The organism is Bacillus sp. NTK034, from assembly GCF_017303275.1.
Taxonomy (GTDB): Bacteria; Bacillota; Bacilli; order Bacillales; family Cytobacillaceae; genus Cytobacillus.
In genome coordinates, this window is sequence record NZ_JAFKOJ010000005.1 from 310,778 (window position 1) to 323,766 (window position 12,989).

A 12,989-nucleotide genomic window follows, 5' to 3' on the forward strand; every position below is an offset into this window, starting at 1 on the left:
ATCCGATGAGCCTTCCCCTGCGCTTTTCTAATTCCTATGCCCTATAATGGCTTGTCATTTCAGACAATGATCTTGCCAGAGTATTGAGTTTCATCCCAATTTCATCCGTTTTCTCCATCTGTTCTGTTTGAATGACGCTGGCGGCAAGCATCTCTTCTGCACTGGCCAATGTTTCCTGTGAAACAGAGGAGAACTGTTCAGCTCCCTGTTCAAGCTGCGGCAGCGTTTTTTCCAGGCCTTTCAGCTCCTTTTGCATGGTTTGAAGCTTTCCGCTTACATTAGAAATCTCATTCATCAGCTCGTCCAATGATATTTTGGATTGGCCCGCCATCTCAAGATTTCCTTTTATTTCTGTATGGAGCTGGTCAAATTCCTCTGAAGCTCTGAGTGTTATATTCTCCATATTGCTTATTCCCTGAGTGATATCTTCTGCAGCACCTGCAGATTGTTCAGCCAGTTTACGGACTTCTCCTGCGACCACGGCAAAGCCTTTCCCTGCCTCTCCTGCACGGGCAGCCTCGATGGAAGCATTTAAGGATAGCAGCCTTGTTTGTTCAGCAATCCCTTTTACCATTCCGACAAGATTTGTAATCGCTAAAGAATGGTCTTTGACCTCTTTTATTGTCAGGGTCAATTTTCCAAATTCCGAGCCAAAGGAATGAATAGCAGCGATCAGGTCACTGATGCTGTTACCGCCGCGCCTGGCAGAATCATTCATCACCTCCGAGCTGCGGTTTACACTTTCCATATGTAAAAACATATCTTCAAACTTATCTTTCATTTCTTTAAAACTGGCCGCACTATTTTCAGAACTGGCAGCGGTTTGCTCTGCCCCCATTTTCACAAGATGAATGGCTGATACCAGCTGCTGCCCGCTTTCAAGAGCGCTGCAGGATGACCCTTTCAGCTCAGTTCCCGTGCTCTCCAGCTCCTTCGTTGTCCCGGTCAGCTCCCGCAGCAGGCTCCTCATTTGTTCAATCATGCTGTTATAACTTTTCTGCAGAGAAACAATTTCGGGAATTTCTGTATGAATCTCAAGCGGGTTTTGCAGGTTTCCTTCCCGGACCTCCCGCATGGTGTTTCTTAATAAGTTCAAAGGCTGTGTTATTTTCCTTACAAAAAGACTGATAATTGCCGATGCAGCCGATAAACTGACCACAATCGCTGCAATCATAAAATACCCGATCTCATGAACATCAGACATATACGCTTTTGCCGGGATGAGAACTACATAGACTCCACTGATTTCCTCCATCTCCTGAAAGGCCGCCGTATAATCTGTCCCATTCATCTCAATGTGTATGACGCCATTTTTCATTGCGCTGATTTCATTGATCGTATCCTTTGAAAAAGTGGCATCTGTCTTGCTGCTGACCTTAAAAGGCATAATCTTGTTATCTGCAATATAGAAAAAATCAGAGTCAATCCCATCCGACTGCAGCTTTTTCTGCTGAGAACGGACACTGGCCTCGAGCTGCTGCTTAAAGTACGCATCATCACTGACATACACAAACTTTAAGTTTTCCGCTATGTATCCCATCAATTCCGCTTCTCTTGCCAATCTATCTTCAATTGTTTTGATTGCCATGTCCTTTGTTTTAAGATAAGAACTAACTCCGACTGCCGCTATCGATAGCAGCAGCAGGGTAAAAAACAGTGCCAATAATCTTTTGCCCAGGTTCAGCTTATGGCTGAAGGCTGCCGCAAAGTTGTCCAGCCGCTTCTGCATTTCTCCAAAACCCCCAAAGTATCATACTAATGACCTATAAGGAAATTATACAGACCAAATGTAAATTGTATGTAAAGATTGGATGAAAAGTAACGATTTGTAAATTTGCAAATGAACGTAAAGTAGGCTGCTTTAATATATTGGTTAAATCGAGGCTTTATTTTACAAGAACGGGGGAAGAACATGACCAATTTTCAATACTTTACGGGAACCGTTACGCAGATCTCTGACTTTAACGGAGACGGCTGCCATAAAATCATTTCTGGTGACAATGGAATGGGGGGAACTGCCAATTTCATCGTATCTCCTTCCACTTACGTTTTAGATCAAACCATGCTGTCTGCGGGGGACATCATTACTGGATATTATGACGGCAATGCTCCTGTTCCGCTGATATATCCTCCTCAATACCGTGCGCTTGTGGTCGTAAAACATACTTCTCATCAAAATGTGAAAACAGACTATTTTAATAGCCAGCTAGTCAGCAGTGATGGCCAGCTGCAAATAAACGTCTCACCGTATACCCAGATGGTGCTGACAAACGGGCAGGCTTTTACCGGCAGCCCCGCAAACAGAGACTTAATTGTCATCTATGGTCCTTCTACCAAAAGCATCCCTGCCCAGACTACACCTTATAAAATCGTTGTTTTGTGTTTATCTGATCACAGGTAGCCATTTTTGTGAAGGGACCAAGGAAAAAGCCCCCATCTTATCGTGATTGGGGGCTGATTATTTTTCGGATAAGAGCAGATCAATTTCTATTTCTGGGCTTGTTGTCAGAAGCTGCCTCGGGTTCGGACTCCATCCTTTCTTTTCTCGCGCTATCTGTCCGAAGCATCTCTCAGACTCCAATTGGAATACTCCTAGACATGATTTATGTGGTTACAGGATTTTCAGTTCATCCGAATTGCATACAATGACTTTTACTCATCATCCACTTCGCCGTCGCCAATTTCATCCTCTTCTTCTACATCTTCAACCTGTTCGTCCTCCTCAGGCTTTTCATCGTTTCCACAGCCCGTTAGCGTTACGAAATATAGAGATAGAAAAAGCATCAATATGAATTTTTTCATTTAAATAACCTCCTTTCGCTTAGTTTTTCAAAAAGGCAAACTTTCTATGTGCTGTTAATAATATACAGATACTCCTTGCTTTTGAATAATTGCAGCTGGATAGGAAAACACTTTTAAAAAGGCAAAATATGCAGGATTCCTTTTTAAGCAGATTAAAGGATGTGCCATAGATGGATTTTTTACAGAGTCAGCACTCACTTTCTGCCATAGAGTGGGGACTCAGGGCTGTCATCGCTTATTTCTTCTTAGTCATTGTCGCCAAAGTGCTGGGACAGCGTGCCATTTCACAATTAAGACTCCTGGATTTAGTAATGGCTTTAGTCATAGGCAATATCATTGCTCATCCTTTATCAGATGAGGAGCTAGGACTAAAAGGTTCAATTGTTACAACCATTGTACTCGTGGTTCTTTACCTGATCAGTTTATTCAGTATTCTGAAATGGCCAGCGGTTAGAAGACTGGTGAACAGCAAGCCCATCCTCCTCGTGCAGAATGGTGAAATCATATACAAAGGCCTAAACAAGGCAAGGATCTCCATTGATGTGCTGCTGGAGGAATTACGCGAGAAAAAAGTAGACGATGTAAAAAAGGTGGCGCTGGCTCTATGGGAAGCCAACGGGAGCATTTCTTTCTTCTTAGACCCCAAATATGAGCCCATTACACCTGATTTCCTCCAAAGGAATGCTGAACCATTCGATATGCCCAGAACCATCATTAAGGAAGGCAAAGTGGATAAAAAAGTGCTGCAAACTATACAAAAGGATGAAAACTGGTTAATCGCCCATTTAGAACGTTTCTATCAGACAGAAATAAATAACGTTCTGTTAGCTACCATGGACAGCAAGGGGACCTTGAAGGTATTTTTATATCATTAATTTGGGCACTGCCAAAGACATGTCTCTCTTTTATGGAATAGGCCTGTTGATTGCCATTAAGGAAAAATGGCTCGAACAGCCGCCACAGGCAGCGGGGAGACGGATATAAGATTTTTCACCATTCTGTCACAACTTTCCCCAACCCCCCTGTCTTTTACCCCCCTTTCATTTCGATTATCAGAGATGAAAGGGCGGTGCAGCGATATGAATCTTAAATCAGGCAGTGTGGACCAGTTGTTGAAAATAACAAAGCGGGAGGTGAAAGGAATGAGGCCGGATTCTTTGGAACCCGGCCTTTTTTATAGCTTGTTTAAATAGAAAGGAGCATACAGGATGGAACAGATGGTCACCTTGATCAGCGAACTCGGCTTCCCGATTGTGGTCACGCTTTTTTTACTGAACCGGATCGAAGCCAAGCTTGATGTGGTCGTGTCCTCAATCCAAGGATTGCCGGATCGGCTGAAAGAATAGAAAAGCGGAAGGCGCCTCGCCCATTCCCGACAAGCATAAGTCGAGCCCTGCAAGAAGGTGTTCTTCCCTTCTGGAGGGAATGGCTTACGTCTCGAGTCCCTAGGAGCCGCAGCAAGACAAGCTTGTGACCTCGAGGGGCAGGCGCTGGAGAGCTAGACAGTTATCTAATTCCAAATGCTAATACTTATTTGAATATCTGGGACTCCACTAGCTGCTGGGGAGTCCTATTTTTTTGCAACCGGAATCCAGATTTCACTGTGAAATACCGGGGAAGTGGTATCTTTACTTTCATTCCAGAGTATTTCCGGCCCTTCTATTTGCTGATAGGAAGAGGAAGGAAACCATTCCGAGTAGATGCGTCCCCAGATATTCTGAAGCGTTTCAGGGAATGGCCCCACGGCTTCAAAAACTGCCCATGAACATGCTTCAACCTCAAGGGACGCCATACCCTCTGGACATTCCTTCGTGGTAGCTGCCCCTATATAATGATCAAGCTCCCCCTTTTCTTCCATTCTTCCTTCAGAAAAATTTGCTGATGCACTAATCAGACCCAGGGGAACTGTATTCGATACACTTTTAAGTTTAATAATCATATGTTCATCTAAGCTCTTCCACATGGCTGCAATTTCCGGGTTCACTCCGTTAAAAATGATCGGCACCCGCTTCTTTAAGCCCACAATTCGAAATGCCTTTTTTTCCTCAATTCGATAATTCATTTCATTTCCTCCCTTAATAGATAAATGGAAGGTCATCGGCGGATAAGCCTTTAGTGCGTGGCCATTGCTCCTTGCTTCTGATGGAGTGATGCCATGAAGCTGCTGGAATGCCCTCGTAAATGAATCAGGTGAGCTATACCCATATTTGAACGCTACATCAATGACCCTGGCATTCTTATCCTTCAAATCAAAGGCAGCTAATGACAGCCGTCTCCTGCGGATATACTCCGAAAGAGTTACACCTGCAAGAAAGGAAAACATTCGTTTGAAATGGTATTCCGAGCAATACGAAATCTTTGCCACTTCTTTGAAGTCTATCTCACTCGTCAGATGTTCTTCAATATACTTCATTGCCCGATTCATATTTTGCAGCAAATCCATTTGGATGACCTCCTCTTATCTACAGAATAGCAGGAGCTGCAGGGTGCGGCACGACAATCCATGCACAAGAATGCAGGGTTACGTTACTCACTTTTATATTTCTTTTTTAATGTGTCAGAGAAAATGGCACCGCCCAGCATTAAGAATAAAGGACCGAAATTCCAGAAAAACGACCCACGAAGAGGGATCTCTAGTTCAGTAAAATGATTAAGTCCTAAAATGCTTAGTTTAATGATAAGCATAGCGGATCCTATCAGAAATAAACAATCAAAAAATACTTTCAATCTTGGATAAGCTAATTGTCTGCTGTCCTTAATCACTTTCTCCGTCAATTCCTCATCACTCCTTAATAATTCATCAATCGTAACCTCAAACAGATCACTTAGTTTAATAATAATTTCTATGCTGGGATAGTTCTGTCCATTTTCCCATTTGGAAACAGACTGGCGGCTCACAAACAGCTTTTCAGCCAGTTCCTCCTGTGACCATCCTTTCTCTTTCCTCTCCTTTTTAAGCTTCTCGGCAAAAACCATATTCACAATCACCTTTCTGCAAATCGATACTCCCATTATGGTGAATTTTTTGGCCAAAAGTAAAGATAGGATTGGTTGCAGGGGCCGCACGCATAGGTTGCAGAGCTCTACCACTGGTTTTTCAGCATATAAAAAAGAACCTTCAACCCGCATTTAGGGTCAAAGGCTCCATCTGGTAAAGATCAGGTATAGGCAAGCTCTTTTTGATTTTCCGCTTCGCTCAATCCCAGCACCTGCGCTGTTGATTCATGAATCTCACGGAACTGCTCAGGGTTTTCCGACAATGACATGCCGTAGGACGGAATCATTTTCTTGATTTTAAAATGCCACTCTTCCATATACTGCGGGAAGCATTTTTGCAATACTTCAAGCATGACGTTTACGGCAGTTGAAGCACCCGGAGAAGCTCCGAGCAAAGCAGCAACTGAGCCATCTGAGGCACTGACTACCTCAGTACCGAATTGCAGGGTTCCTTTTCCGGCAGGCGTATCCTTGATTACCTGCACACGCTGGCCTGCGACCACGACACTCCAGTCATCACTCTGTGCGTTAGGAATAAACTCGCGCAATTCTTCAACACGCTGTTCATGGGATAACATGACCTGCTGAATCAGGTATTTTGTCAGCCCCATTTCTTTTGCACCAGCTGCCAGCATGGTGATGACATTATTCGGTTTAACGGACTTGATCAGGTCCATATTGGAACCTGTCTTTAAGAACTTTGGCGAGAAGCCGGCAAATGGTCCGAACAGCAGGGATTTCTTGTTATCAATAAACCTTGTATCCAGGTGCGGCACGGACATTGGAGGTGCGCCTACCTTCGCTTTTCCGTACACTTTTGCATGATGCTTCTCGACAATTTCCGGTTTGTTGCAGACAAGGAACAGTCCGCTTACCGGGAATCCGCCAATATGCTTAGATTCAGGTATGCCCGTCTTCTGCAGCAGATGCAGGCTTCCGCCGCCGCCGCCGATAAAGACAAACTTCGCCTGATGGTTTTCGGTTTTACCGCTTTCCATATTTCGAACTTTTACATTCCATGAGCCATCGCCAGCACGCTGCAAATCCTCAACGCTGTGCTGATAATGAACATTGACATTTTTACTCTTTAGATGGCCAAACAGCATGCGAGTTAACGCACCGAAGTTGACATCCGTTCCAGAGTCGATTTTAGTAGCTGCGATTGGTTCGTCCGAAGTGCGGCCATCCATCATCACCGGAATCCATTCCTTCAGCTTTTCAGGGTCATCGGAAAATTCCATGCCCTGAAATAGCGGATTAGCTGACAGCGCTTCCAAACGTTTTTTCAAAAACGATACATTTTCTTCCCCTTGAACAAAACTCATATGAGGGATTGGCATAATAAAGTCCTGCGGATTGCGAATCAGGTTGTTTTCTACAAGATAAGCCCAAAACTGTCTGGAAAGCTGAAATTGTTCATTTACATTAATCGCTTTAGTGATATCTATTGATCCATCGGATTTTTCAGATGTATAGTTAAGCTCGCACAATGCAGCATGTCCCGTCCCTGCATTATTCCATTCGTTAGAGCTTTCTTCTCCTGCGCTTTCGAGCTTTTCAAACACTTTGATTTCCCATTCAGGTGCTAACTCTTTCAGTAAAGACCCCAAAGTCGCGCTCATGATTCCGGCACCAATTAAGATAACGTCTGTTTTGTTCTGTACGCTGCTCATTTTAAACCTTCCTTATCCCAGATATTTGCCAAAAACTGCAGGCGCTCTGCTCAGGTGTCACCACTAGAAAGGCATCACCCAAGGACACACCTTTTCCGTCACACAAAATACACATTCTATTCTATTATAATGATTGATAGGGTAAGATAGCTAGTATTATCTGATAATTATATACTATTTTAGACAAATTAGAAAGCGGCGCGGAGATTTTCGAAACCAAAACAGCAGACAAATCGGTTCCAGTATTGGAAGGTTTGTCTGCTGTTTGGTAAAATTATGTCTTTTTAAGAATTTCCTGCACTTCATCCAGGCAGGGAAGACCGCTCATAGCACCTTTCCTGGTGACGGCCAGGCCTCCTGACACATTTGCGAAGCGAATCATGGTGGCCATCTCGTCATGCGAATGCTCTAAAGCTTTAGAAGATTCATGTATGCGATAAAGGAGCCCGGAAACTCACATTTATAACAGAAGATGCAGCCGTCACTGACCAATGTAACGATAGTCAGCTGATTTTCAGAAAGCCGGGATATTCCTTCTTCGATATCACTGCATCCCGTTAAAAGGTGAGTTCCTCCTCAGAAAATTTTTCAATATCGGCGAAGGGGAGGGTCTCCATAACTTCTGCTTTTGCCCTTTCCTCGGAATCCCACAATCCCCCGTGTTTGTCTATTTCTAGTGTTCTGCCTGACGTGCTGGATGTATAATTATGTCTATAAATAAATTTTTTTAGGAGGCTGCTTCAATGGGTGCATGGGGACCTGAGCTATGGGAAGATGATTTGTCCTGCGACATTCAGGATGAATGGAATGATCTGCTGGATGAAGGCTGCAGTCCAAGGAAAGCGACAAAAATCATACTTGAATCATGGTTAGAGGAATTTCAGGATTATGAAGATGAAAAGGATGCCCAGGCAGACCTATCAATTCTTTATATTTCACTGGCTGCTCTGCAATTAAGGCACCGGGCACTGCAAAGCAAAATCAAAAAGAAAGCCCTAAGAATACCTCGAAAAAGGCGGGGACCTTCACCTTTGGAAAGAAGGTGATAAACAGGACTATGAGGAAAGAAGAAAAGTATTGGATGAATTTAAATTGAAATTGTCTGGAGTTAAGGCTAGGTTGTTTTAGAAGGAATTGTATTTTGATAAAATTAACTTAGAGGTTAAGGAAGGAAGTGCATAATGTTACTTAAAAGAAGATCCGTACCGGATGAATTAATGTCTATGAGATTTTTAAACATCCGAATGGAGTTTACTGAAAAGGAAAGGTTTCACTACTCCAACCTTGAAAAGGACTATGAAGGAGAGGTGAAATTTGACCTTCTGGCAGAAAGCCTGGAAGAAGAGAGGTTAATTATTAATGACCTGCTCTTGGAAGTAAATAATTCATTTTTTCAAATCGATGCCTTGATCATTTCACAAGGTATGATTCATCTTTTAGATATAAAAAATTACCAGGGAGATGTTACCTGGAATCGGACAAACTTTTTAGCGTGAATACCGGACGGGAGTATAAAAACCCTGTGTACCAATTAAAAAGAAGTGCCACCCTATTCCGTCAGCTGCTCCAAACCCTCAAGCAAAACTATCCTGTTGAAGCCTCCGTTATCTTTATTAATCGTGAATTCACCTTATATCAAGCCCCTTTGGACGAGCCCATTATTCTGCCAACCCAGGTAAACCGCTATTTGAATGATTTAAATAAATTTCCATCCAAACTGAATGATGGGCACAGGAAACTAGCACAAAACCTGCTTTCCCTACACCAAACGAAAAATCCATTTACTTCGGTGCCCGAATATCAATACGACAAGCTGCTAAAAGGAATGTATTGTGAAGCCTGTAAATCCATGCTCCTATCCGTAAAGAATAATAACTTTGTATGTGGAAAGTGCGGTGGGCATGAAAAAATTGAACGAGCTATTCTGCGTAGTGTTAGTGAATTTATGGTGCTTTTTCCCGAACGGAAGATTACTACCCAAAGCATTTATGAGTGGTGCAGCGCAGATTTAAGCAAGAAGACTTTTTGCAGAGTTTTAAAGAAAAACTATAAAGCATTGGGAACTACAAGGGATACTTATTATGTTTGAATGATTCATTGATTATTTATGGATTAAGAATTGGATTCGGACTCCTTCCTTCGGTTTTCGACCATTCCTGTCCGAATGAGACCTGGATTCGGACTGCTTCTCTCGAATTTCTGCTGCTCCTGTCCGAATAAGGCCTAGGTTCATACTGCTTCCCTTCGATTTCTGCTGTTCCTGTCCGAATGGGAACCGGATTCGGACTCCTTCTCTCGAATTTCGGCTTTTCCTGTCCGAATAAGCAAAAAAACCCCCAACAGTATTGGGGGTGAAGGAAGACATCAGTCCCTCTCCAGCAGCGCAGCGCCTGCGATGCCAGGATCGGTCATTTCATATGGATCGAGGATTAAATCCAGTTCTTCTTCAGTCAGCACATCATATTTCAGGCATAGTTCCCTGATTGGAGAGCCTGTTAAAATGGCTTCTCTCGCAATTCTTGATACAACTTCATACCCAAGGTGAGGGTTAACCGCGGTGATGATGCCCACACTTTTCTCAACGTATTCCTTTAATCTTTCTTCGTTGGCTTCGATTCCTTTTACACAATGCTCTGTAAACGTATTGAATGCATTGTTCATAATGCTGATCGATTGCAGAAGATTAAAGATCAGAACTGGCTCCATGACGTTCAGTTCAAGCTGTCCTGCTTCTGAAGCAAGTGAGATCGTATGGTCGTTCCCGATGACCTGGAATGCCACCTGATTAATAAGCTCCGGCAGAACAGGGTTTACTTTCCCAGGCATGATGGAAGAGCCCGGCTGTCTTGCTGGAAGTGAAATTTCCGCTAGGCCTGCTCTTGGGCCAGAAGCCATTAAGCGCAAATCATTCGCTATTTTGGACATATTGATCATACAGATTTTCAATGCTCCTGAGACTTCTGTATAAGAATCCGTATTCTGAGTGGCATCTACAAGATGCTCTGCCCCTGTAAATGGCAGGCCGCTGATGTCGGCAATATGCTTCACCACTAAGTCAATGTATTTAGGGATGGCATTCAGTCCGGTTCCGACTGCCGTTGCCCCCATGTTCAATTCATATAAGTGCTGTTTGGATTGCTGAATGCGCTTTATGTCTCGCGCTATGACACGGCTGTAAGCTTCAAATTCCTGGCCAAGCCTGATTGGCACGGCATCTTGCAGATGAGTCCGTCCCATTTTAATCACGTGGCTGAATTCCTTTGATTTTTCAAGGAAAACGGAGTGCATATGTTCCATTGTCGCGATTAATTGATCCATCAGATTTAAAACCGAGATATGCATTGCTGTCGGGAAGGCATCATTCGTCGATTGTGACATATTGACATGAGTATTAGGGCTGCAATGTGAATAATCACCTTTTTCATAGCCCATAATTTCAATTGCACGGTTTGCAAGGATTTCATTAATATTCATATTAATAGACGTCCCGGCACCGCCCTGAATTGGGTCGACAATGACCTGATCATGCCACAGTCCTTCAATCATTTCATCCGCTGCCTGTACGATAGGGTCTCCAATACCTGAATAAAGGCGCTTAACCTCCATATTTGCCAATGCCGCTGCCTTTTTCACTATTGCCATTGCCTTGATTAACTCCGGATGGATCCGGTAGCCTGTAATCGGAAAGTTCTCAACCGCACGAAGCGTCTGAACGCCATAATAGGCTCCAGCCGGAACTTCCTTAGAACCTAGAAAGTCTTTTTCAATTCTGAAGCTGTTCTTTGCTGCTAGCATATACTTCTTCTCCTTTATATAAACCTTTCAGATATATATAGGTTTTGTAATACTAATCCTTCGTATCCACTATAATCCGGATGGAGGGAATAAGCAATGGTTATGGAACAATAATAAATTGCCTTTTTGGATTGCTGATTTCACCCTTTAACTGCACTTTGCCAACTATCTTATGCAATTGACATAACCTTAAATACGACCTAATATTTAAATTGCCTTTTAAACCGGAAATAGCTGCTTTCGTGATCTTATAATAAATTTGTCTATTCCCTAAGAAAGCTTTATTCAGATGAGCGTATTCTATTGATTAAGAAGCTCATTGTTTAATTTATCCGAAACCGAACCTTAGAGATAAACCAATCAATTCAAATATTTAATCAAGCTAGCGTGTTTATTAAAGACAAAGGAGAAAATCAGCATGTCTGATCAATCAAGTATTAAAACAGCTGGACCAAAAAAACGTGCTGTTTCACTGGATCTAGCCAGAGGCACAATGCTTCTGCTGATTGCACTGGCACATGCCCCGCTCTATTTGTACACCTCCGAACCCGGGGTTATGCAAAGAGTAGAGGCTATCACCTTCCTTGATCAAATAGTTAACTTTTTTGGCCATTTCTTTATTGATAACAGAGCAAGAGCGATGTTTGCCGTATTATTCGGGTACGGGCTTTCTCTGGCATTTGAAAGTCGAGCCTCTAAAGGAATAAGAGAAAAAGAAGCCATAATGACGATAAGAAGGCGTTCCTGGTATTTGATTCTATTTGGGGTTGTTTTGGCGGTCATCATCGGAGGACAGGACATTCTTATGGCCTACGGTTTAGCCGGGCTGCTTGTGAGCCGGCTTTTAACAAGCGGAACCAAAACACTGATACGAGCCTTTATTTTTATCACTTTATTCTATATCATTTTTCTTCCGATAGCATGGGGGTTCAATATGCTGGAAGTCGGAGGTTATGGTTTCCCGCCGGAAGTTTCAGCAGCTGACAACTACCTTCACACAGCTTTTATAAGTCTAGTTACTTTTCCTTCCATCCCTATTCTCATACATTTAATGTTCCCGGTTCTTCCCTCCGTTCTGCTCGGCATGTGGATTGCCAGAAACCGGTTATTAATCAAACCGGAGAAGCAGTTAAAAACGATTTATTCCATTACCTTTATAGGATTGACCGTCTCATTGTTGGGAGCACTGCCTTTATCCCTTTTGGGAACCATATGGCACCCGGATTTATTTACAGCCGGGTTTATAAATGGACTGCACATTTTAACCGGAATTGCAGGCGGTTTGGCTTATGCTGCAATTTTCGGGATCATTGGAGCAAAGATGAAAGAGCCTGGAGGTTATATCCTCTCCTTAACAGCCCTAGGTAAACGGTCGCTAACCTTCTATGTTTGGAATGAGACGCTTCTCGTTCTCTTCTTCTCACCAGTAGCACTTGATTTAGGAGGGCGTGTAAGCAACGGGACTGCCGCAATGATTGCTGTTGGGATTTGGGGGCTTTCAGTCCTCTTAGCCATGATTTTGGAAAAAATGAACCTGAATGGGCCATTGGAAGTATTGTTGAGGAGATTGGTATATAAAAATAAATAAATCAAAAGACGGCCAAGTAATTATAAAGTACTTGGCTGTCTTAGTTTATCTTAAGGGCGCTTACCTTGGCATGCTCACACCTAAAATCTAAAAGGATGTTTTATAGCAAAAAATTACATGCCCGTCCCATTAAT

13 protein-coding genes are annotated in these 12,989 nt (G+C 43.0%); 7 read left to right on the forward strand and 6 right to left on the reverse strand.

Annotated features, from left to right (window positions below; translation table 11 throughout):
• Positions 1-34 precede the first annotated feature (34 nt).
• The gene (locus tag JI665_RS16485; RefSeq protein ID WP_206840932.1) at positions 35-1,729 is read right to left on the reverse strand and encodes a methyl-accepting chemotaxis protein; all 1,695 of its coding nucleotides are present in this window, start codon (positions 1,727-1,729) and stop codon (positions 35-37) included.
• 183 nt (positions 1,730-1,912) lie between these two features.
• Between JI665_RS16485 and JI665_RS16490 the strand changes: the two genes are divergently transcribed.
• Positions 1,913-2,401 (forward strand): hypothetical protein, encoded by a 489-nt coding sequence (locus JI665_RS16490; RefSeq protein WP_206840934.1) that lies wholly within the window; start codon positions 1,913-1,915, stop codon positions 2,399-2,401.
• 251 nt (positions 2,402-2,652) lie between these two features.
• Here JI665_RS16490 and JI665_RS16495 read toward each other — a convergent pair whose 3' ends face one another.
• Entirely contained in the window at positions 2,653-2,802 is a 150-nt protein-coding gene (locus tag JI665_RS16495; protein ID WP_206840936.1) for a hypothetical protein, read from the reverse strand.
• Between the two features lie 170 nt (positions 2,803-2,972).
• On the opposite strand from JI665_RS16495, the gene JI665_RS16500 reads away from it, so the two are divergent.
• The gene (locus tag JI665_RS16500; protein WP_206840938.1) at positions 2,973-3,677 is read left to right on the forward strand and encodes a DUF421 domain-containing protein; all 705 of its coding nucleotides are present in this window, start codon (positions 2,973-2,975) and stop codon (positions 3,675-3,677) included.
• 333 nt (positions 3,678-4,010) lie between these two features.
• The gene (locus tag JI665_RS16505) at positions 4,011-4,148 is read left to right on the forward strand and encodes a YvrJ family protein (protein ID WP_019380521.1); all 138 of its coding nucleotides are present in this window, start codon (positions 4,011-4,013) and stop codon (positions 4,146-4,148) included.
• Between the two features lie 224 nt (positions 4,149-4,372).
• On the opposite strand, the gene JI665_RS16510 is transcribed toward JI665_RS16505, so the two are convergent.
• The 3 genes from JI665_RS16510 to JI665_RS16520 all read right to left on the reverse strand — a co-directional run bounded on the left by JI665_RS16510 (position 4,373) and on the right by JI665_RS16520 (position 7,472).
• Positions 4,373-5,245 carry an AraC family transcriptional regulator gene (locus tag JI665_RS16510; protein ID WP_206840939.1) on the reverse strand — a complete coding sequence of 291 codons (873 nt, stop codon included), beginning with the start codon at positions 5,243-5,245 and terminating at the stop codon, positions 4,373-4,375.
• 83 nt (positions 5,246-5,328) lie between these two features.
• The gene (locus JI665_RS16515; RefSeq protein ID WP_206840941.1) at positions 5,329-5,778 is read right to left on the reverse strand and encodes a helix-turn-helix domain-containing protein; all 450 of its coding nucleotides are present in this window, start codon (positions 5,776-5,778) and stop codon (positions 5,329-5,331) included.
• Between the two features lie 182 nt (positions 5,779-5,960).
• Positions 5,961-7,472, reverse strand: a complete 1,512-nt coding sequence (locus JI665_RS16520; RefSeq protein WP_206840943.1) for a malate:quinone oxidoreductase — start codon at positions 7,470-7,472, stop codon at positions 5,961-5,963.
• Positions 7,473-8,215: 743 nt separating this feature from the next.
• Here JI665_RS16520 and JI665_RS16530 point away from each other — a divergent pair.
• The 3 genes from JI665_RS16530 (at position 8,216) to JI665_RS28640 (ending at position 9,561) form a co-directional block, all read left to right on the forward strand.
• Entirely contained in the window at positions 8,216-8,518 is a 303-nt protein-coding gene (locus JI665_RS16530) for a hypothetical protein (protein ID WP_244671219.1), read from the forward strand.
• 135 nt (positions 8,519-8,653) lie between these two features.
• Positions 8,654-8,968, forward strand: a complete 315-nt coding sequence (locus JI665_RS28635) for a nuclease-related domain-containing protein (RefSeq protein WP_244671220.1) — start codon at positions 8,654-8,656, stop codon at positions 8,966-8,968.
• A gap of 26 nt (positions 8,969-8,994) precedes the next feature.
• A complete protein-coding gene (locus tag JI665_RS28640) occupies positions 8,995-9,561 on the forward strand; it encodes a hypothetical protein (protein ID WP_244671221.1) in 567 nt (188 codons plus the stop codon).
• 275 nt (positions 9,562-9,836) lie between these two features.
• Here the strand turns inward: JI665_RS28640 and aspA are convergent, their stop codons facing one another.
• Entirely contained in the window at positions 9,837-11,267 is a 1,431-nt protein-coding gene (gene aspA, locus JI665_RS16540; protein WP_206840945.1) for an aspartate ammonia-lyase, read from the reverse strand.
• A gap of 418 nt (positions 11,268-11,685) precedes the next feature.
• Here aspA and JI665_RS16545 point away from each other — a divergent pair, with 418 nt between their 5' ends.
• Positions 11,686-12,855 carry a DUF418 domain-containing protein gene (locus JI665_RS16545; RefSeq protein ID WP_206840947.1) on the forward strand — a complete coding sequence of 390 codons (1,170 nt, stop codon included), beginning with the start codon at positions 11,686-11,688 and terminating at the stop codon, positions 12,853-12,855.
• The last annotated feature ends 134 nt before the right edge of the window (positions 12,856-12,989 follow it).

Excerpts from the sequence above, each read along its gene's own strand:
- JI665_RS16500 (WP_206840938.1), top strand. The coding sequence starts at position 2,973 with ATGGATTTTTTACAGAGTCAGCACTCACTTTCTGCCATAGAGTGGGGA.
- JI665_RS28635 (WP_244671220.1), top strand. The coding sequence starts at position 8,654 with ATGTTACTTAAAAGAAGATCCGTACCGGATGAATTAATGTCTATGAGA.
- JI665_RS16510 (WP_206840939.1), bottom strand. The coding sequence starts at position 5,245 with ATGGATTTGCTGCAAAATATGAATCGGGCAATGAAGTATATTGAAGAA.
- JI665_RS16515 (WP_206840941.1), bottom strand. The coding sequence starts at position 5,778 with ATGGTTTTTGCCGAGAAGCTTAAAAAGGAGAGGAAAGAGAAAGGATGG.
- aspA (WP_206840945.1), bottom strand. The coding sequence starts at position 11,267 with ATGCTAGCAGCAAAGAACAGCTTCAGAATTGAAAAAGACTTTCTAGGT.
- JI665_RS16485 (WP_206840932.1), bottom strand. The coding sequence starts at position 1,729 with ATGCAGAAGCGGCTGGACAACTTTGCGGCAGCCTTCAGCCATAAGCTG.
- JI665_RS16530 (WP_244671219.1), top strand. The coding sequence starts at position 8,216 with ATGGGTGCATGGGGACCTGAGCTATGGGAAGATGATTTGTCCTGCGAC.
- JI665_RS16520 (WP_206840943.1), bottom strand. The coding sequence starts at position 7,472 with ATGAGCAGCGTACAGAACAAAACAGACGTTATCTTAATTGGTGCCGGA.
- JI665_RS16495 (WP_206840936.1), bottom strand. The coding sequence starts at position 2,802 with ATGAAAAAATTCATATTGATGCTTTTTCTATCTCTATATTTCGTAACG.
- JI665_RS16545 (WP_206840947.1), top strand. The coding sequence starts at position 11,686 with ATGTCTGATCAATCAAGTATTAAAACAGCTGGACCAAAAAAACGTGCT.
- JI665_RS16505 (WP_019380521.1), top strand. The coding sequence starts at position 4,011 with ATGGAACAGATGGTCACCTTGATCAGCGAACTCGGCTTCCCGATTGTG.
- JI665_RS16490 (WP_206840934.1), top strand. The coding sequence starts at position 1,913 with ATGACCAATTTTCAATACTTTACGGGAACCGTTACGCAGATCTCTGAC.